Source organism: Thioclava nitratireducens (assembly GCF_001940525.2).
Lineage (GTDB): Bacteria > Pseudomonadota > Alphaproteobacteria > Rhodobacterales > Rhodobacteraceae > Thioclava > Thioclava nitratireducens.
In genome coordinates this window covers 45,263-65,006 of sequence record NZ_CP019438.1, presented here as the reverse complement: position 1 = coordinate 65,006, position 19,744 = coordinate 45,263, and the positions used below count along the sequence as shown (strand labels likewise).

17 protein-coding genes and 3 pseudogenes are annotated in these 19,744 nt (G+C 60.2%); 9 read left to right on the top strand and 11 right to left on the bottom strand.

Annotation, left to right across the window (positions count from 1 at the left end):
• Positions 1-4: 4 nt before the first annotated feature.
• From BMG03_RS19095 to BMG03_RS19075, 5 genes are all read left to right on the top strand, one after another.
• On the top strand, positions 5-385 hold the full coding sequence (locus tag BMG03_RS19095) for a hypothetical protein (RefSeq protein ID WP_075777330.1): 381 nt from the start codon (positions 5-7) through the stop codon (positions 383-385).
• A gap of 82 nt (positions 386-467) precedes the next feature.
• Positions 468-896 carry a hypothetical protein gene (locus BMG03_RS19090; RefSeq protein WP_075777329.1) on the top strand — a complete coding sequence of 143 codons (429 nt, stop codon included), beginning with the start codon at positions 468-470 and terminating at the stop codon, positions 894-896.
• A 317-nt stretch (positions 897-1,213) separates the two neighbouring features.
• On the top strand, positions 1,214-1,768 hold the full coding sequence (locus BMG03_RS19085) for a hypothetical protein (RefSeq protein WP_075777328.1): 555 nt from the start codon (positions 1,214-1,216) through the stop codon (positions 1,766-1,768).
• 201 nt (positions 1,769-1,969) lie between these two features.
• A complete protein-coding gene (locus BMG03_RS19080) occupies positions 1,970-2,509 on the top strand; it encodes a hypothetical protein (protein WP_075777327.1) in 540 nt (179 codons plus the stop codon).
• An 84-nt stretch (positions 2,510-2,593) separates the two neighbouring features.
• On the top strand, positions 2,594-2,869 hold the full coding sequence (locus BMG03_RS19075) for a hypothetical protein (protein WP_075777326.1): 276 nt from the start codon (positions 2,594-2,596) through the stop codon (positions 2,867-2,869).
• Positions 2,870-2,877: 8 nt separating this feature from the next.
• On the opposite strand, the gene BMG03_RS19070 is transcribed toward BMG03_RS19075, so the two are convergent.
• Positions 2,878-3,096 (bottom strand): hypothetical protein, encoded by a 219-nt coding sequence (locus BMG03_RS19070; protein WP_075777325.1) that lies wholly within the window; start codon positions 3,094-3,096, stop codon positions 2,878-2,880.
• A 424-nt stretch (positions 3,097-3,520) separates the two neighbouring features.
• Between BMG03_RS19070 and BMG03_RS19065 the strand changes: the two genes are divergently transcribed.
• A complete protein-coding gene (locus BMG03_RS19065; protein ID WP_075777324.1) occupies positions 3,521-4,120 on the top strand; it encodes a hypothetical protein in 600 nt (199 codons plus the stop codon).
• Between the two features lie 1,563 nt (positions 4,121-5,683).
• Here BMG03_RS19065 and BMG03_RS19060 read toward each other — a convergent pair.
• The 3 genes from BMG03_RS19060 to BMG03_RS19050 all read right to left on the bottom strand — a co-directional run bounded on the left by BMG03_RS19060 (position 5,684) and on the right by BMG03_RS19050 (position 8,546).
• Complete coding sequence (locus tag BMG03_RS19060; protein WP_075777323.1) at positions 5,684-6,973, bottom strand: ATP-binding protein; 1,290 nt, start codon at positions 6,971-6,973, stop codon at positions 5,684-5,686.
• A gap of 98 nt (positions 6,974-7,071) precedes the next feature.
• Positions 7,072-7,659, bottom strand: a complete 588-nt coding sequence (gene scpB, locus BMG03_RS19055; protein WP_075777322.1) for an SMC-Scp complex subunit ScpB — start codon at positions 7,657-7,659, stop codon at positions 7,072-7,074.
• Between the two features lie 2 nt (positions 7,660-7,661).
• Positions 7,662-8,546 carry a DUF1403 family protein gene (locus BMG03_RS19050; protein WP_075777321.1) on the bottom strand — a complete coding sequence of 295 codons (885 nt, stop codon included), beginning with the start codon at positions 8,544-8,546 and terminating at the stop codon, positions 7,662-7,664.
• Between the two features lie 238 nt (positions 8,547-8,784).
• Here BMG03_RS19050 and BMG03_RS19045 point away from each other — a divergent pair, with 238 nt between their 5' ends.
• Positions 8,785-9,822 (top strand): tyrosine-type recombinase/integrase, encoded by a 1,038-nt coding sequence (locus BMG03_RS19045; RefSeq protein WP_075777320.1) that lies wholly within the window; start codon positions 8,785-8,787, stop codon positions 9,820-9,822.
• Between the two features lie 546 nt (positions 9,823-10,368).
• Here the strand turns inward: BMG03_RS19045 and BMG03_RS19040 are convergent.
• The 6 genes and pseudogenes from BMG03_RS19040 to BMG03_RS21360 form a co-directional block, all read right to left on the bottom strand.
• Positions 10,369-11,636: pseudogene (locus tag BMG03_RS19040) on the bottom strand (ParB/RepB/Spo0J family partition protein); the annotation flags it as partial.
• A gap of 179 nt (positions 11,637-11,815) precedes the next feature.
• Positions 11,816-13,027, bottom strand: coding sequence for a plasmid replication protein RepC (gene repC, locus BMG03_RS19035; RefSeq protein WP_075777318.1), 1,212 nt, complete (start codon positions 13,025-13,027; stop codon positions 11,816-11,818).
• A gap of 214 nt (positions 13,028-13,241) precedes the next feature.
• Positions 13,242-14,171, bottom strand: a complete 930-nt coding sequence (gene repB, locus BMG03_RS19030; RefSeq protein ID WP_075777317.1) for a plasmid partitioning protein RepB — start codon at positions 14,169-14,171, stop codon at positions 13,242-13,244.
• Positions 14,155-15,348, bottom strand: coding sequence for a plasmid partitioning protein RepA (repA, locus tag BMG03_RS19025; protein ID WP_075777316.1), 1,194 nt, complete (start codon positions 15,346-15,348; stop codon positions 14,155-14,157). Before repA ends, repB begins: the two co-directional genes overlap by 17 nt.
• Before the next feature lie 149 nt (positions 15,349-15,497).
• Positions 15,498-16,365 (bottom strand): annotated as a pseudogene (locus BMG03_RS19020) (recombinase family protein).
• A gap of 65 nt (positions 16,366-16,430) precedes the next feature.
• Positions 16,431-16,920: pseudogene (locus tag BMG03_RS21360) on the bottom strand (site-specific integrase); the annotation flags it as partial.
• Positions 16,921-17,134: 214 nt separating this feature from the next.
• Between BMG03_RS21360 and BMG03_RS19010 the strand changes: the two are divergent.
• Complete coding sequence (locus BMG03_RS19010) at positions 17,135-18,019, top strand: DUF1403 family protein (protein ID WP_075777314.1); 885 nt, start codon at positions 17,135-17,137, stop codon at positions 18,017-18,019.
• A gap of 2 nt (positions 18,020-18,021) precedes the next feature.
• Positions 18,022-18,630: an SMC-Scp complex subunit ScpB gene (gene scpB / locus BMG03_RS19005; RefSeq protein WP_075777313.1), complete on the top strand. Its 609-nt coding sequence runs from the start codon at positions 18,022-18,024 to the stop codon at positions 18,628-18,630.
• A 106-nt stretch (positions 18,631-18,736) separates the two neighbouring features.
• Here the strand turns inward: scpB (BMG03_RS19005) and BMG03_RS19000 are convergent, their stop codons facing one another.
• Positions 18,737-19,705 carry a LysR family transcriptional regulator gene (locus tag BMG03_RS19000; RefSeq protein ID WP_075777312.1) on the bottom strand — a complete coding sequence of 323 codons (969 nt, stop codon included), beginning with the start codon at positions 19,703-19,705 and terminating at the stop codon, positions 18,737-18,739.
• Between the last annotated feature and the right edge of the window lie 39 nt (positions 19,706-19,744).

Here is a 19,744-nt window from a genome sequence, read left to right as displayed (position 1 = left end):
TCCCATGCACCACCAGAACATTCCCGTTGCACGTATCTTGATGTCCGAGTTCCTCACCGAAAATCGCCAAGCGCTTCGCGACGCCGCCACGCGCCTCGGCGGTCCACGGGCCGCAGGTCGCGTGGCCGCTCTCACGCGCGATCTGGCGCAGCCTACCCCGATCTCACGGAAACTGCGGCGCGAGCTTCAGTGGTTCTCGGACCTGCTCACGCTGGAGAAAGTGGACGATTTCGACAGCCTCGAGGCGGGATACTTCGCCGACCTCGACCCCGACGACCCCGTTGTCGAAGAAATCTGCCTTCTCACCGATCAGTATACGGATCGCCTCGCGAATCTGCAGGCGGAAGAGCGCGCCGACACATCCCAACGCCAGCAAGCGGCCTGACAGCACCTCGCGCCGCCCCCACCAATTGGCGGCGCGACCTTGAACGGCCCGCATTCAAGTGGGTCGGAGACAGGAGTCTCTCATGACCATCACTCAAAATCAGCCCAGCATCGAAACCACGGCCCGCGCGACGATCAAGGCGGCGCGCGCCCTCCAGACCGCTCTTGACGAGAGCCCCCTCGACCTGCAGCAGGACGCGCTGCGCATTCGTGGCATGCTTGATGCCTTTCGCGCCGGCGAGCTTTATCGCGATCGCGATGAGGCGACTCTGGACCTGCTGCAAACCCTGTTGCTCGAAGCTCTGACGGCCCGCGCCCCAGGCTACCGCGAGATCGCGCTGCACTGCGATACGGACGACTTTGCCTTCCTCGACCCGGAGCTCGAGGCGATCCGGCGACTCTGGGAGCAGCTGCGCCGCGTCCGCAATCTTCGTCAAACGGTGCTCGATCAGCTGGCCGCAGAGCGTCAGGTGAATGCGCTTCGGCGTAGGTCGCTTGCCACCAATACCTAAAGGAAAGAGCGCCAGGCCGGGAGTTTCCGGCCTGGCGCTTCTTTGTCGTCCAGGAAATATCAAATTTCTGCAGATTTTTTCCTTCCGCATCCTCCGACCAGGCCCACCTCACATCCGGATGCGGCGAAAAGAGTTCGCTACGCGCGCCGCACCCTTCGTCCCATCCAAGGTGGCATTGCTTCGGTCGCCGAAAAAGAGGTCAAACCAAGTCCAGAGCATGGCCAAAACGGGATCGTGCGGCTAGCCATCGCCGACACACGTTTACCGCGGCTGCCCCCTCCCACGCCCAACCGCCGCAAGAAAAAGGAAACCTGATCATGAGCTCATATTACGGCAATAAGTGCCTGCTCATAACCAAAGCCGACCTCGATCTGGGTGAGGCCGTCGGTGTCGCGGACCTTGAAGCCCATCTTTACGACTACGTCGAAATGCAGTTCGGAGAGTCTGAGCCCCCGTCGCTCGAAGTCATCGCTGTGTGTTCGCAGCGCGAGAACCAGACCTGGTGCGCGGATCGCAGCGACGCCGCGCCCAAGTGGCTCAGCGAAGAGCTGAACTGGGACCAGATTCTGGTAAGGATCACCGCGGAACGCCTCGCGCTCGACGAAGACACCGCCAGCAAAATCTGCAGTGATCCTGCAACCGCCGAGCCGATCCTGAAGAACATGATGTTCGACGACCTACGCGACGAGAACTATGGCGCTCTCAGCAGGCGCGCCGACGCCCTGTCGTCGCTAAATTCCGGGACCGCGCCAGGGTTACTTGGCTGGAATAGCTTCGTCAAAGAAGAACTCGATCAGGCAATCGACCTCCGCGAAGCCCGCGATCCTGCCGATCCCGGCCTGCTCGTCGAGATCGCCTACCATTGGCGCTAGGTCGAAGCTTACACGCGCCAAGAGACGCGCCCAGCCAAAGCCCGCTCAGAGCGCTGCGCTAGCAGCGAGTCAAACGCTACCGCCTAGATCTTCCCGTCACAAAAATTCGGACTTGAACCGAGCCCCGCCTAGCGGCTGGTCACCCCGCTGCTCGGTTTGCACGCACATCTACCTTAACCACCCCTATTCTGGAGAAATACCATGGGCCTCACTGTTCATGCATTCAGCAATCTTCGCCGCATTGATGCCTCCCGCGACATGAAAAAGCGCGCGTCTGCACCCCGCATTCCCAACCGCGCTTTCGCTCCGGTCATCGACCCCGATTTCGCGCATTACGCGCCAGAGCTCGAACCGGGAAAACCCTACGATTACGATGAGCACCATCGCTTCGAGGCGGGATCATATGACTACATCAAGACATTCAAATCCGAGCTCTGTGCGCTCGCAATCGCGCGGAATGCACCGGACTACGGTGCCGAGAGCGACCAGGACAGTGACAAACTCGATGCTTATTTTCACCATTCCTTTCACTCGCCCCACGCGCCCTTCTCCCAACTCATCCACTTCTCGGAGAGCGAAGGAACTCTGAGCACGAGCGTTGTGAAAAAGCTCGAGCGTGATTTCAAAGAGCATGCCCAGCTCGCTCACGAACACCCCTGCATGGTTTTCATCTACCACTTTCTGAAATGGCAAGTGGCTCTGGAAGTGGGCGCCGACTTGGGCTGCATCTCTTTCCAGTAAGACCCAAGCGCAATCCGCTCTGCGTTTCGTCGAGATGGTCAATGCCTCTGGGCGGAGCATTGCTCCGATGCTCAAGGAGAGACCATGCAACCCGCCACCATCACTCTCGACATGTCTGATATCCGTCGCTTCAAGCGCCATCTTGCACTGGCGATACCGGAACTCGGTCCGAGCCTGAGGATGGAACTCGCGGCTCGCGGCCTCGGCTACGGAACCTACGCCGGACTGCTCACTGATCTGAAAAACGGAGCCGTCGAGTTCATGGATATTTCAGCGGATGCGGGCGCGGAATTCGCCGATCTGATCGGACTGGACCTATTCGAGGATGAGATCCGCGACATCCTTTATGGCTTCCAATGAAGCCTGGGCTATTGGCGATAAGACTGGCGAGCGTAAACAAGATCGCCGTTCCCATCCAGTCCGACTCCCAGCCCGAGCGCGCGCCGCCTTTCGAAGAAAGCAATCTCCTGAGCCGTCGGTTTGGACATCGCCTCGGTAAATGCCTCCAACCAAGCCTCCCCAGCCTTGGCGCTTTCTTCAGAGACGGAGCGCGCCTCATCTCCGGTATCGTGCGGATTTTTCGTCATCTTGCGCCCTCCGGATTCTTCGCGGCACCACCGCAGATGCGTGCTGATCAGGATAGGCGGCCCGACCGGTCCCGTCCAATTCTTGTTCGCGCATTTCGAAAACGGTGGACCGTAGGCTGCGGGCTGAAAATCTAGGCTCTGTCTCTGCCGGAGCCTACGTCGCGCCATGCTCAGCCGGTTGCACGGCGAAACAGGGTTAGAAGTAGATCGCGATTCCCTGACATTGCCGAAAAGAGGTCAAACCAAGTCGCAAGTGTGGTCAGGCGAGAACTTAATCGGTAGCCAATCACTCAATGTGGCCCCCCGGGCGTTCACCCCTCCTCCGAGTTCGAACCAAGTAAAATCGCCGCGACATCGAATTTAATTTAGGCGAGCTTTTCGCGTTCGCGTCATTTTTCTCACCTATCGAAAAGGACCTCCAGACATGGCCTGTTACTACAGCAACAAATGTTTTCTCATGGGACAAGACGACCTGCCTCTCTATACCTACTGCACCTTGGAAGACATCGCTGACTTCATGTTCGAATATCTCGAAGAGATTTTCGGAGAGGCAATTCACCCTGAACTCGATTTGGTCGGGGTATGCTCGCAAGGTGAAGACCGCACTTGGTATTATAATCCAAACCGGGTTCAGTCGAAGTGGTTGCGCCCGAATATGAGCTGGAACCAAGCTCTTGGGTTCGTAACTGCCGAGCGTCTTGCGATCGATCAGTCCACCGCGCAAAATATCATCACCGAAGCTGTGAACGCAGAAACGACCATACGCGAAAAATTGATGACATACGTCCAATCCAGGCAGTATTCGGCGCTCCAACATGGTGTGGAGGCTGTTCTGGCTCTGGAAGATGGTTGTGCGCCCGGCTTTCTTCCCCTTTCAGCGTTTACGAAGGGCACAAAAGATCAAGCGATTGATATGCGTGAAAATCGGGAAAAACCGGATCGTCGCCTTCTTGTTGAAGTAGCCTTTCTTTGGCATCCTCGTTTAGACCCCAAGATACACCGCGACGAGTTGCAAATCAGGTGACGGCCTATCCGATGATGAAATGGGTGATCGTCTTCGGCATGAGCACGTTCAATTCGCGTCCATCACATTCATTTTTACTGACATCGCACTGGTCCGGAACATGAACGGCCGAACAGGCGGTTGGGGGTCCGGATTTATCCGACGTGTCACTGCCGGATAAATGACGGAAAAAAATGTGGCGCGAGCCAGATTTTCATTTCCGTCCGCGCGTGAAGCGACCCATATCAGAGGGGAGAGGCGGTTATCGTCGCCTCTCGCCACCACACCCCTTGAGGGCTAACGTTGGCCGCCGAATAGGCGGCTGAGAAGAAACTGGGCACTGACCCGAGGATGACCGCCGAACAGGCGGTGGGGTCAGTCTTCATCCGGCAGGTCACTGCCGGAGCGACGGCGGAAAAAATGCGGCGCCAGCCAGATTTTCATTTCCGTCCGCGCATGAAGCGACCCATCTCATTCTGGAGAGGCGGTTATCGTCGCCTCTCCCAGCCCACGAGGGCTAATGTTGGCCGCCGAATAGGCGGCTGAGAAGAAACTGGGCACTGACCCGCGAATGACCGCCGAACAGGCGGTGGGGGGGCAGGCTTCGTTCGGCAGGTCACTGTCGGAGCAACGGCGGAAAAAAATGCGGCGCCAGCCAGATTTTCATTTCCGTCCGCGCGGGAAGCGACCCATATCAAATGGGAGAGGCGGCTATCGTCGCCTCTCGCCACCACACCCCTTGAGGGATAAAGTTCGTTAGCTGCCGAATAGGTGGCTGAGAAAAAACTGGGACTGACCCGAGGATGACCGCCGAACAGGTGGTGGGGGTCAGGCTTCATCCGGCCGCTCACGGTCGGAGCAACGGCGGAAAAAAATGTGGCGCGAGCCAGATTTTCATTTCCGTCTGCGCATGAAGCGACCCATGTCACATGGGAGAGGCGGTTATCGTCGCCTCTCCCGACCACACGCAATGAGGGATAGTTAGTAGGCGAATAGGCGGTGACCCGACGAGAGTTGACGCGAGGTCATAACAAAAAATGACCTTCCCGGCTCGGATCGGGTTTCCGCAGGAGAGTCGCCAAACCTATTTAAGAGTCAGGGCCGCGGAAAATCCCGCTCAGCCCGCCTCCGGTCAACGGAGGCCATCGCCAGCCTGAATGAGTTCTCCTGCATGTGCAGGGATGAACCGAACTCAGCGACTATCCTCGTCGTAAGGCATGGCGCGTCCCCCGCATGTGCGGGGAAAAGGCACACCCGGACCGCAAGGTTCGGGTGTCCGTGCTTTGGCACAGCCAGCCCCCCATCGTGACAAAGGTCGGAAACTCCGACGTCCGGCGGGCTAGAAAACGTAGGCAAGAGCAACACAACCTGGCTCCGGTCGTGGCTGGATGAAAGACCCATGGCAGGTCAGTGGGTATCCGCACCCGCTCCAAGGTCCTCCACCTGCTTATCGACGGGGCTGTTGATTGTGCGGCGGCGTAAGCACGTTTGAAAAGTCAGCGTGCAGATCACGCGACAGGCAAGCGGGGGAAGACCTCGCCGACCTTGTGGTTCTTTCCCGCCTCTCCCCAAACTTGGGCTCGATTAGTTCAAATCCACCGCCGCCCAAAGCGAACTGAGCGGCAGCGCGAAGTTGCCCTCCCCCAGGGTCAGCTTTTCATGCCCGAGGTAGAATACGATCCCTACGGTGCTGCGGCCTTTTCCCGGGCCATCGGTGGCGAACCACCTCAGGTGCTTGAAATCGCCGGCCGCAACCGTGGTCGCTGCCTTGACTTCGATCCCAACCAACCGGTGCCCTCCATCGATCAGAATGTCGACTTCCCTGCGGTCTGCGCTGCGCCAATGATAGAGACGATAATCTTCGTCCTGCATCGGCAGAGCGCGCTGCAACTCGCCGACGACGAAGCTTTCCAAAAGGCCGCCCAGAGCTTCGGGGCTGTTGCCGATGTCAAAAGATCTGTCGTTCAGTCGGCGAAGCGCACAGGCAATCCCGGTATCCACGAAGTGGAACTTCGGTTGCTTGATATCCCGCTTGCTCTCTCCCGGCATCCACGCGCTCAGCTTGGTCACCAATGAGAGCCGCATGAGAATGTCGAGATATTGATCAACTGTCTCGCGCTTGAGCTTTGCCAGTTTTGCCAATTCGGACGTGTTGATCTCTTGCGCAGTCCGAGCCGCCATTTGATCGATCAAGAACCGAAGTGCATCAGGCTTCCGAACCGGCATGACGTCAGCCACGTCTCGATCCACCACCGCATCGATATAATCGCGATACTGCCGCTGGCGTGACCTAAGAGGCAGCGTGCGGATTTCGGGGTATCCGCCCCTGAGGATGAGGTCGACATAATCTTTGCGCCCCAAGTGCGCGGGATCCGAGATCTGCGGCAGCGCCGGGACGGACTGCATCGCCCAATCGATCAACCGGCTCGCTGGCGCGCGATTGACCTCGGCGGTCGTCAGCGGCCAGAGCTTGAGCGTCTGCATCCGGCCCGCCAGCGAGTCAGCGACCTCCGCCGTGGTGAATACGTTCGATGATCCCGTCAGGACGAACTGCCCTTTCCGGCGGTTGCGATCGACGATTTTCTTGATGGCCAACGCGAGCTTCGGCGACCTTTGCGCCTCATCGATGATAACCGGTGCGTCAGCTAGTTCTTCCGCAAGGCTTGTCAGCTGGCCTTCGGGGTCGGCCTCCATCGCCGCCAAGATCGCCCCATCGTCCAGCGTGATGAACCGTCCCCTCTTAAACAGGTCACGAACAAGGGTCGTCTTACCGACCTGCCGTGGTCCGACAAGGTTGACAACGCGTGCAGTTGCCAAAGCTTCCTGCAGTTCAGGCGTCAGGTGTCGCGGAAGGTATTCATCAATTTCATCCATCTCACGGGATGCCTATCACCGCTTCCACCAAATGTCCATTAGATCTATCACAATATGCCTGTTAGAAGCCGCACCAAACGACCATCACACGCATCTCGCTACGCGGGACCCAGCCCGGCATCGTCGAGGTGTTCCCGCTCCGGCAAGTCTACAAGTGTCTCCAGATCGAAGGCCGCGAGGAACTGATCGGTGGTAACGAAAGTAAACGGCGCGCCGCGTTGGGGGGCGCGGGGGCCGGTGGCGATCAGGCCGCGCGCGTGCAAGCGGCCCGTAAGGTCGCGGCTGATTTCCTTCCCGAAAATGTCCTTCAGCCCGTCGCGGGTGATCGGCTGGTGATACGCGATGGCGGCGAGCACGGCTATGTCGAATTCGCTCAGATCGAAGAGCTGATTCCCGACATCCGCTGCCGCCCGGATTGCGGGTGCATAGGCCGGTCGGGTGCGCAGCATCCAGCCATCGGCAACGCGCGCGAGCTCGAAGGCGCGGCCCTCCAGATCGGCTGAGAGATCGGCAATCAGCAGGTCGACCGATGCCCCCTGCCCCACCACGCGCGCCAGATCGCCGCGCGGCACTGGCGTTGCGGAAGCGAACAGAACCGCCTCGATCCGCCGCATCCATTCGCGCCAGCGGAGGTCTGGCGGCAGATCCTCGAGCTCGCGGTCCAGCGGTGTCCGGTCCTTCGCCATGCTCACACACCATATAGGCGGAAGGTATCGCGCCCGGTCAGCTCGCGGATCGCCCCCAGTTGGACGAGCCGGTCGCACAGCCGCCGCGCGGCACGATCGGGCAGCGGCAGGGCGGCCGGGGCGATTGCGTCCCGGGTGAGGAATAACGTCACCGCCTCCGCCGCCCCTTTCGCCCGCAGCTTTGGCGCCACGGCGCGCAGCCGGGCGGTTCGGCGCGTAAGGTTTGTTGACAGCCGGGCGGCCTCGATCCCAGCAGAATGCACGGCACGATGGCAAGCGAGACGCAGATTCGCTTCCTTCAGGCGCAGATCGGCGCGCTTCAGACCATTGGCGAGTAATGGCGTCACATGGCTCCAACCAAGCGCCTGCGCCAAGGCGGCATCAGCGAGGATCAGCGCCGCGAGAAGCGCACGCGGGGCGTCTGCGAGCACCGCCTCCAGAACGCCCGCCGCCTGCGCGACCGGCGCCCCCTGCCCCGCGGCAAACCAGCCGTTGAGCGCCTCCGGCGGGTGACCCGGCAGAGCACGTTGCAGCGCCGCGCCCGACACCGGCCTCTCCACCGCGCGCCGCCATGCAAGATAGTTCTCGCCCGCAGGCCCCGGCAGATCGCCCTCGCGCAACAGATGCACGGCGTCGCGCAACTCCGCTGCGCGCTCGGGGCGGCCCGAATGCGTCGCACAGACTTCCGCTGCGCGCAGGGCCAGGCGTTCGCGTAACAAGGCTTGGTGGGGGTCGTCTCGCGTCAACACCAGGCGCAGGTGGATCAGAGTCGCGCCCGACAAAAACGCCACATCTTCAGGGGTTTCGCGATGTCCCTGCGTGACCCAGGCCGGCAGCTGCGGTAGGGTTACGCGAGCGTCTGAGATGTCGGGCTTCTGCGACGTCATGATTCAGCCTACCTCTCCGCGGCGCTTTTAGCCAGAAAATTACCGCAAAACCGCCCCGCTTTGTCGGTGGGCTTTATGTCCAATAATCTTGCATTATCGGACCCACGTCGACTAAGCTGAAACCTGCGGGCATTTGCCGGGAAGAAGCCACGTTAAGCAGGCACCGGCGGTGTCCTACAGGCGACCAATTTCCTGCCAGTTGGCAGCCGTCCGAAACGTGCCTTCAGGAGCCTATCCGATGAGCGACAGCCCCGACGCCCCCGACGCATCCCCTGCCCTGCCCGCACATGTCGCGGGTTCCGGCGCGCTCGATCGCCTCGTGGAGACCGCGCGGGGCTACGCGCAGCAATCGGCGGCGGACAATACGCTTTCAGCCTATGCTGCGGATTGGGCGCATTTCGCGCGATGGTGCCGGATGAAGGGCGCGGACGACCTGCCCCCGTCGCCCGAGATGATCGGACTCTATCTTGCGGATCTCGCCGCGCCGGCTGACAACATGGCGGGCCTGTCCGTGCCCACAATCGAGCGGCGGCTCTCGGGCCTAACCTGGAACGTGGCGCAGCGCGGTTTCACCATCGACCGACGCAACCGGCATATCGCCACCGTACTCGCTGGCATCCGTCGCCGTCATGCGCGTCCACCGAAGCAGAAGGAGGCGATCGCTCCCGAGGAGATCCTCGCCATGGCGGCCACCCTGCCCCACGACCTGCGCGGTTTGCGGGACCGCGCGATCCTTCTGCTCGGCTATGCTGGCGGCCTGCGGCGATCGGAGATCACCGGTCTGGATCATGCGCGAGACGAGACGATCGACGGGCGCGGTTGGGTAGAGATAATGGAAGACGGTGCGGTGCTGACGCTGAACGCGAAGACCGGCTGGCGCGAGGTCGAGATCGGGCGCGGCACCTCAGGACGCAGTTGCCCGGTCCACGCGCTCGAGCAATGGCTGCGCTTCGCAAAGATCGGTTTCGGCCCCCTCTTCGTGCGCGTCTCGCGCGATGGGCGTCGGGCGCTCGAGGCACGGCTCAACGACCGTCATGTTGCGCGGTTGATCAAGCAGACCGTCCTCGCAGCCGGCATCCGCAGCGATCTTCCCGAAGCCGAAAGGCTCGCGCTATTCTCCGGCCATAGCCTGCGTGCGGGGCTCGCAAGCTGGGCCGAGGTGGACGAACGCCATGTGCAGAAACATCTCGGCCACGCCTCAGCGGAAATGACCCGCCGCTATCAACGCCGCAAAGATCGGTTCCGCGTAAACCTCACGAAGGCGGCCGGGCTATGACCCCCTGCCCAATCACGCCGCCTGCCCAATGAGTCTACCATAGAGGCCGCGCTCGAGGTGCATCTCCCCAGTCCCAATTTTTTCGACCAAGCCGCGCAGATAGCCAGCCGGAGAGGTAACTCCCCAATGCACAACGCTTCTTGAAAACGAGAGCCTGCGCCGCAATGCCGCCTACTCACCCAAGCGGTCCAGCGCCACCTTCCAGGCATGCTCATACCGCTCAATCATCGGCCTAAGTTGACCGGCAACCCGGTGCAAATCGCCTCAAACCTTCAATAACCCGCCCAAATTGCGCGTCGAAGACGCGAATTCCAGACAGGCTTGCATGATAGTTGGCAGACCAATTTTTGTCCGCTTCTTGCGTATCTCGACAAGCCAGTCGCCCAATTCACTATCGACTGAGGTGTTTGATACCACGGCGACGGCTTGGTCCTTTCGCAGGCCTGGAAGAAAGCACTATGAGACATAGTTCATTGCGGCTGCCCCCCCTACTACGCACGCCGTCAAAGTTGCAATACGTCAAAGTTGCAATACAATGATCGCAGGCTTGGCCACCACGCTTTCCTTTGGATCGCTCGCTGGCGCCAGCATGTTGAAGTGACGTCCCATGCCTAAAGGCAGCAGCCGGGCGAATGTGATGTGCGGAAGGCGTCATTGACGAGCTTCACGAGCAGCAGCGTCAACGCGAAATCAGACGAACGCCTGAGCGCTTCGCGTAGTGCCAAGGTGCAACTTGCACGCCAGATGCATGACCAGCGGCTCGGGCAAGGGCTTCAACGCACCATCGTCCGCTTCGTCGGGCACGTTGACGCCAAGCGCTCGACCAGCAGAGGTGATCACCGTGCCGTGGCCGACACCATCCGTGCTGCCCGCAGCTGAAAGCTCAGCGCCCTGCCCGTCTGCCCGTGGCTCATCCTCAGGCCGTAAGAAGCCCCGATAAACTGCAAGCTCGCCATAGCGGTCAAGCGTCACGAAAGCCTCTGACCGTACGATCTCAGCCGCGTCGAAAATCATCGGCCGGGCCTCGAGCTTCTCCATCGCGACTTCCGACTCGCCAAGACGCGCGTCGATCTCTTCGGGGAATTCGTCCTGCCCCTCGTAATCCTCTTCGAGCGGTCGATACTCGTCAAGCAGCTTGGCATGGGCCGCGCCTTCGTCATCTGTCGTCGGCGCGGGCCTCCGCTCAGCCGCCGCAAACCGTGGCCGTAGCCATAGGGTAGGTCGAGCGAGACCTCGTTCCATTTCCAACATTCGGTCGCGATCGCTTCGGCTTCCTGCTGAAGCTTTTCGCTGACCAGACGATCGAGCAGGGCAGGGGCCACGGCGGCGAGTTTCAGGCGTTGTTTGACCACCTGCGGTGTAACGGAGCAGGCGGCTGCGATCTCTTCATCGCCCTGATGCTTCTCCCACAACGCCAAGAATGCGCGGAACTGATCGAACGGATGCAGTGCAGCGCGCTGCATGTTCGCAGCGAGCGACTCGTCTCCGGCGAGGATCGTAGAATTGACATCCCGCACGATGCAGGGAATGGGCGTCGTCTTGGCCAAGCGTTTTTGCTTCACCAGGAGTGACAGCGCCTGGAAGCGCCGACCGAAGGCGGGTATTTCGAACTTGCCGGTCTCGGGACCATCATCCGCCAGAACGGGCCGTACGCTCGGGCTCTGCAGCAACCCTCGGCGGCCGGTGTCTCCGGCCAGTTCCTCGACCGAGATGCCAGCCGTGATGCGCCGGACGTTGGACTGGCTCAGCACGAGCTTGTCGATGAGAATGTCCCGGGATGGGGACAGGGTGACTTTCTTGGCAAATTTCGCCATCAGTTCTTCTCCACGACGGGCGCCGGACGCCACTCTTACAATCTCACTTCCCGTCATCCCTCAACCAAAAAACCTTTCCCTCTGATATTCTGACGCTCCCGAGGCAGGGCTTTAACAGCTGTTAATTCGTCAGTCCCGAGGTGACGAAACAGTCCCCAGTTTCGGCACCTTAACAACTGTTAAGCTGCAGATCGCCGTCCAACCAATGCCATGACCATCGGCCCACAGGAAAACTCACCGGCTGCAGCTTTGGCAGTCAAAGCTCGCAAGTATCCACCAGGCGATCTGATGTCCTCGAAACGTTCCAGCATAGCAGAAACAACGATCGACGCTTGCTCCGGACCCATGAACCGCTGGGCTTCTTCCCATGCAGACGCACTAATCCCCATGGCTGGCCGCACGTGGCATGCCGCGTCGAAAAGCTGATGCCAATGCCGGATTTCGCCTTGGTAGAAGGTCTTGAGCGAGGGACATGCCGCGATCACTAGATGCAGCGGGATCTTTGGAATGTGTCTTGTGTTCCGTTCATCGACGTCAGCCACAGACTCATCCGTGTCCACATCTGGCACGCCGTCCGCCGCCCCGCTTTTTTCTAAAGCAGGTTCAAGATCTATAGATTCTTTATTTGAATTATGATGGTGACGCTCAGATCGGGCACCATTGGTGTTCATTTCTTCTGTTTCAGGGCCATCAATAAGGTTGCGCGCCTGGTCGAGAAGAGCTTCAAGATCGGCTCGATAAACCTCGAGGTCCTCGATTGAAAGCTTGCGCCGAAGCCCGCGAGCTGTGAGGGTGGCCTTGTCACGAAGCTGATCCCAGATGCCTAGGCCTGGCTGCATCTCGTCTCCGAACTCCGCGAGAGCCGCGAGATCGCGCCGCATGAGGCTTACAACCTCTCTCAGACGCCTGGCCCGCTCCTCAGCCTCACGTACGGCCTCTGCGGCACGTGCTATCTCCTCGGACTGGCAGTAGAGCGGGGAAAGATCGAAGCCAAAGGCAACGCGCTCTTCGCCGTGCTTGCGGACGTAGCGCTTTCCATTGGGGCTATCACGCCGCTGGAGCAAACCAGCCTCGACAAGACGCGCGAGATGACGACGCATCGTGGAGCAGGGCATACCATTCAGGCGCTCACAGATCGCCTTGTTCGAGGGGAAGACCACCATCTCGGCGTTCCCGCCAAGTGCATCGTCTGGAAAGAAGCTGAGAAGCCCCTGCAAAATAGCCAAATCGCGTTCCGACACGCCAAAGGCCGCTTGTGCCTTCGAGAGCTCGCGCAGGAGTTCCCACTTGTTGACGGGTCTGCCCGGAACAGATGCCTCGGGTCGCTCGATCACGCGCAGGTGGGCGTGCGAAATCGGCCGCATAAACGGCGAAATCGGTGTGTACTTCATGAAAACCTTCACGAAGGCAAAATTTCTACGGCCCGCGAATCGCTTTGCGCTTGCGGGGTAGGGGCCAGAACGCTACATTCAGAAGTGCGAAAACTGAGATTTTGTAGCGGGCTGATCCCGGTGCGAAACCTTACAAAGGTCTCGTGAAGCTAGCTTCTCGGGGCCTTTTTCTTTTTTGCCTGTATCGTGCCTCCTTCTTGTTGGTTGCTCTTCCTCAGTCTTCTGAACGCTTCCAGCGCTCATGAAGCTCGGTAATCAGCTTTGAGGCATTGCCCTCCAACCAGCTGACAAATTCAGGTTCATCCGTAGTCAGATCGAGTTTTAGCTGCTTGCCTTGGCGACCGGTCTTGACTGTCGCAGCTCCGACACCGGGGATCGCCAAAGCAGGCGCGCCTTTGCGAGGCGGACTTGCCTTCCTCTCCGCGCTCTTCGCAGCTTCCAGAACTGCGAGAAACGCACGATCAGAAACTTCATCGCCCGAGCCGGAACTTTCGGACTTGGCTGCATGAGCTGCGGCTTGCAATTGGTCTCGATCACCGTCGTAGGCACCCAAGGCCTTTTTGAGTTCTTCCCATCTCGGGCGACCAATCCCAGGAGCTGCACCAATTGCCTGGATGAGTTCCTCGCCAACCGTCCGAACGACATTCGAGAGTTGTGAAACCGCAGCTTCGCGGAGGTTAAGGACTTCGGCGACACCTCGATTAGTGCGCTCCGCCCCTTCCAAATGGTCGCCGTCCAGAAGCGCCGTCGCTACAAGCGCACGTTCAATAAAGCTCAGATCACGACGCTCTTGGTTCTCGAGAAGCTGATCTCGAAGCGCTTGATCACCCTCAACTTCCGTGACGATGGCTCGAACTTTGATACCGAGTTCGCGACATGCTTCCAGGCGTCTGCGGCCATAGATCAGGTTGTAGCGATCACCTTCCAGTGGGCGGACCAAGACAGGCACACGCTGACCGTTCTTGGCAATAGAGTTCTTCAGGCCTTCAACTTCAATCTGAAGCCTGTCATCCAACCGTCCTTCGGTAACAATCTGCGCCGGCTCGATCTCAAATACACCGCCGCGCAGGCGGCGCCCTTCAAGAGCGTCAGGAGCGTTGCGAAGGGTCTGCAGCGGCAGGCCAAGTTTAGGCTTTCTGGCCATTTCGCCCCCATGTGTTCTGGATGATTTCAGCGATCTCATCGTTGACTGCGTTCATGGATTCGATCGCACGATCAAACGTCTGACGCGTGAAGTCCTTTTTGTCAGCTTCGTAGAGCGTTTGCTTGGTCAAGCCGGCGTCAGAGATTGCGGTCGATTCAACCATGTGATTGGTCAGGACCGACCTCCCAAACAGCCCGCGAATGAAAGCGATGACTTCGGTTTGTGGCGCGTCGCCGACTTTGTATCGCGTTGGCAAAAAGCGCAGCCAATCGAAGCGTAAATTTGCGCCTGCATCCCTGATCACTCCCAAGAGATCCGCAGTCATTCGCAGGAATTGGGACATCGACATGAGGTCAAGCATCTGCGGGTGAACCGTCACGAGGACACCCGAGGACGCGGAAAGTGCTGACATCGTCAAGAAACCAAGCTGCGGCGGGCAGTCGATCACAACAACGTCGTAGTTTGCTTCAACACTATCGAGAGCATCATGAACTCTCGCAAAGAACGCCTTTGCACCTCCTCGCTGGATAGCAGCAGGCGTCTCGTGCTCGAACTCCATAAGTTCGAGGTTGCCCGGGATGAGATCAAGGCCGCGGATGTAGGTCTTGCGGATCACTTCGCCGATCGGAACCGGGTCGTCGTAGCGAACGGCATCATAAAGGGTCCCGCCCTCCATAAGGTCGAGTTCCGGCTGGATTCCATGAAGAGCTGAAAGGGATGCTTGAGGGTCGAGATCGATCGCAAGAACCCTGTACCCCTTAAGCGCCAAGCGTTGAGCGAGGTGAGCAGACGTCGTCGTCTTGCCTGACCCGCCCTTGAAGTTCACCACTGAAATGACTTGAAGCTCGTCAGCGTCGCGACGTCCAGGCACGTAAGTTCCAGACTTCTTTGCATTTCCTTCAAGTGTCTGACGGATTTCCCAGATATCGTCCAGGGTATAGCGGCGATGACTTCCAGCCGTCGTCTCGACGTCAACGATCTTTCCTTCTCGATGAAGCTTACGAAGATAGGTATGATCGACGCCAAGGAGTTCAGCAGCTTCGCCGCTAGTCAAAGTGCGCATCACCTTCTTTGCATCCGGCGGGAAGTGCGCAGCGCGCTGCGCATGCAGGTTCGACGCGAGAAGTTCCGCGTAGTGCCCGATGGCGATGTCTAGATCCTGCTCTACTTCGCTCATGTCTGCTCCGATCCGTGGGCGCGTTTTTTATGTTACCGCGCGTTATTTTTCGAGACTATTGCCCGACCAACCAGATTCGTGCAAGCACTTTCTAGATTTAGCGGCAATCGGTTAGGCGAACACAAGTGTCATCTTAAGAGGAGCCCCAGCTATTCAGCACACTCCAGCAGCATTCTGACTGAGGAACGCTGCCAGCTGGTGCGACCGCGAGGGGTGCGCTCACGCATGGATTCCGTTCGGTCGCAGATTGCCTGCAAGGTGATTTCGGGGTAAGCACCTCCGATTGCGGCGACAATCGCAGGCAGGCGATCGTCGTTTTCGCGACGTCCAGCGCGTCCAAGCAATTCAGCGGGCAGGAATCGGTCCCCCACGTATACCTTCACCGCGCGGAGCAAACGGCCTTGGGTCCAGTGGCGGGCGTGGGACAGGGGACCATTGATGATACGAAGCACGTCTTCCCAGGCCATATCCGGCCGCAGGCGGCGCACATGGGGCACCCAATCCTGCGCTGTCTCGTTCAAGCGCTCCATGTAGCCGTCCTGTCGTGCCGACCGCACCTTACGCAGCGCTTAAGGGCCCTTGGCGCGAAGACCTGGGTTGCCGCCGACGCGCCTTTTTGAGCGTGCCGAGGCAAGTCTGGCCTTGGTACGCTCGCGGATCAGAGCGCGTTCGAACTCAGCCGCAGCGCCCAGAACCTGCAACGTGAACTTGCCCTGAGGCGAGGCAGTGTCGATCGGATCCTGGAGCGAGCGGAAGAACGCCCCCTTGCCCTCCAGCCTTTCGATCACCTCAAGCAAGTGCGACAAAGACCGCGCAAGCCGGTCGATCCGCACGACGACCAGCGTGTCGCCTTTGCCAATCCGCTCCAGCAAACGTGCAAACACCGGCCGCGCCCGATTGCCACCTGAGGCGTGCTCTTCAAAGATCTCTACGCAACCCGCAGATTAAAGGGCCTCAGACTGGGGCAGGGGGGAGCTGATCCTCTGTGGATACGCGCGAATAGCCTATCAGGGGCATGGAAAAGAGCAGTTTGCAATTTTATATATCACGAATAAACGACCGATTGAAACTCGCTGGCGATAGCCCTGCGGCACGGTCAGGTTGACCCGGACCCTGTCGCGCTGGCGCTGGTACCGGCAGGTCATTTGGCCGAGGTATGTCCGAGTTGCTTCTGGGCGTAGCGTTCGTCGACTTCTGCCGAACTGGCGAGCCGGCGTCGAAGACAATGCGCTTGATCAGGCGCGACATGCTTGTCGTTCAGCCGAGTTTCTGCGGAGCGCTTGCCGTACCGCGAGGTGGTGACAAAGACCGAACCGAAGTCGGTCTTCAAAGTGCAGCCATCGCTCGAGCGCATTTACAGGGCAGGGGAGGTGCCCGATCCGGACGCCAGAGCGGCAAGGTTGAGTCCGATCATCTCCGGTGAAGGAGGCTGCCGGTTCGCGCCCTTCATCCGGCACCAGCGTGCAAAGTGCGCCCAGTCCTTCACGTATACTTTCAGCGTATTGTCGGGGCCGATGCGCGCGCTTGTTCGCAGGCCGTGTCGATCCGCCGATCGCGGGTGCAAAAGCCCGCCGAAAGCACGGAATAATTACGCCTCGCTGTTAGGGTGATCTCTTAGGTGATCGAAGGCTCTAACATTAAATTTTCGATGTTTTCTGCCATAAGCTGGACATGTTCGCGCATGCCTGAAAATGCAAGATTATTGGACATAAGGAAGCCCAACAAAGCGGGGCGGTTATGCTGCAATTTTCTGGAGAAAAGCGCCGCGGCGGGGTAGGCTCAGGACATGACATCGCTGATGCCCGACATCTCTGACGCTTACGAAACCTTACCGCACCTGCCGGCTTGGGTCACGCGGGGGCATGGCGAAACCCTTGAAGATGTGGCGTTTTTGTCGGGTGCCGCGTTGAGTCATCTGCATCTGGTGTTGAAGCGCGACGCCGCCCCCCATGCTTTGTTGCGCGAACGTCTTTCATTACGCGCAGCGGAACTTCGCGTGACCCATTCGGGCCGCCCCGAGCGTGCGCCGGACCTACGCGACGCGGTGAACCTTTTGCGCGACGGTGATCTGCCAGGACCGGCGGGCGAGGTCTATCTAGCATGGCGGCGCGCGGTGGAGCGGCCGACCTCGGTCGCGTCGCTTCATCGTGCGCTGCCGAATCACGCGCCGGAGGCGCTCGAACGTTGGCTGGCGGTGGGGCAGGGGGCCCCGGTCGCGCGGGCGGCGGACGTTCTTGAGGCGGTTCTTGCCGAGGCGCCGCGCGCGCAACTCGCAGCGCTGATCCTCGCCGACGCCGCCTTGGCGCAGGCGCTTGGTTGGAACCATCTGGTGCCGCTGCTTTCAACGGGCCTCAAACGCGCCGAGCTGCGCCTGACCGGGACGGAGCTGCACCTCGCCTGCCACCGCGCGCTGCATACGGCTGCCATCGAGGCGGTCCGGCTGTTAACAGACCTTACTCGCCGAACCGCCCGGCTGCGTGCGGTGGCGCCGAAGCTGCGCGCAAAAGGGGCGGCGGAGGCGGTGGCGTTATTCCTCTCCCGGGATGCCGTTGCCCCTGCGGCCCTGCCGCTACCCGATCGCGCCGCGCGCCGGCTTTGCGACCGGCTCGTCCAACTGCGTGCGATCCGCGAGTTGACCGGGCGCGACACCTTCCGCCTGTATGGTGTGTGAGCATGGCGAAGGACCGGACATCGCTGGACCGCGAGCTTCATGACTTGCCGCCCGAGCTACGTTGGCGCGAATGGATGCGGCGGATCGAGGCGGTGCTCTTTGCCTCCGCAACGCCAGTTCTACGCGACGATCTGGCGCGGGTGGTGGGGCAGGGGGCGTCGGTCGACCTGCTGATCGCCGATCTCGCCGCCGATCTGGAGGGGCGCTCATTCGAGGTCGCTCGCGTCGCCGACGGTTGGATGCTGCGCACCCGGTCCTCTTATGCGCCCGCGATCCGGGCAGCGGCGGATGTCGGAGACCAGCTCTTCGATCTGAGCGAATTCGACATAGCCGTGCTCGCGGCCATCGCTTACCACCAACCGATCACCCGCGACGGGCTGAAGGACATTTTCGGCAAGGAAATCAGCCGCGACCTCACGGGCCGCCTGCACGCGCGCGGCCTGATCGCTACCGGCCCTCGCGCCCCTCAACGCGGCGCTCCGTTTACTTTCGTTACCACCGATCAGTTCCTCGCGGCCTTCGATCTGGAGACTCTGCAGGATCTGCCCGACCGTGAAGGGCTGGAGGATGCGGGGGTGATGGAGGCGGATCAGGAGCACGTCTCCAAGTGATCCCGCGCGCGTCACTCTCCCTCGCAAACTTAAAAGTTCTCATCGCGTTGCAGCAACTCTTAGTCGCGATGGGCACGAAACTCGTTTGCGCGCAATGCCAATGAATTTACCTTAAAGAAGACACTTGCCTCTCGGAGCGGGGCTCCGGTGAGTTCAGCTCGTTTGGCGGCTCGGCCTGCGTTTGCTCCTCCGCTAGAACTTGCATGAATGCCGCTGCCGCCGGAGACAATGAGCGTCCTGGCTGGCGCACCAGACCGATCCGGCGACGCATCCCGAAATCGCGAATTTCACGACGCACGAGACGATCGGTCGGCAAAACGGCGAGCGTCAGCTCTGGAAGTGCGGTGATGCCAAGCCCCGCCGCCACGAAAGCCCCGGCCGTGGCGAGATGCGCAACTTCGAACCGCGGCGAAAGCGGGCGGTCAAGGCGCAGGCAGGCGCTGTCGAGCAGTTCTCGCACCGAAGTGCCCTGCGCCATCGCGATGAACGGCATCTCGACCAATTCACCCCAATCATAGAGACGATCCTCCGCAAGTGGCCCGTCAGGGGCGCCGATCGCGAGGAACCTGTCATCCGTCACCGGCTGAAATGAAAGCCGCGACCGGGTGGAGCCCGTTCCGGCGGTGAAGCCGATCTCGGCCCGACCCGACTCCACGACCTCGATCACGCTCTCGGACAGGGCATCAATGATCTTCAGGTCGATCTGCGGATGGCGCTGCGCGAAGCGACGCAGAATACCCGGCAACAGTGCCGCCGTGACCGAGGGCAGTCCGGCGATTGTCAGCTGCCCATGGCGCGCCGAAAGATGCGCGTCGAACTCTGCCTGAGCATCGTCGGCGGTGTTGACCATTCGCTCGGCAATGCGGGCAAAGACCTCCCCGCTCGCGGTGAGCAACACATTGCGCGTATCGCGGTCGAACAGCCGCACCTTCAGCCGTTCCTCCAGCGCCGCGACCTGTCTCGACAGCGCAGACGGCGACATCTTCAACGCCTCGGCGGCGGTCCGAAATGTTCCCGTGCGCCGCAGGGTCAGAACGGCTAGATAATCCGATAGGGAAATATTATTGCGATTCATGCATCAATTATGCAGAAGTTTTCTATTTTCGCAACAGAG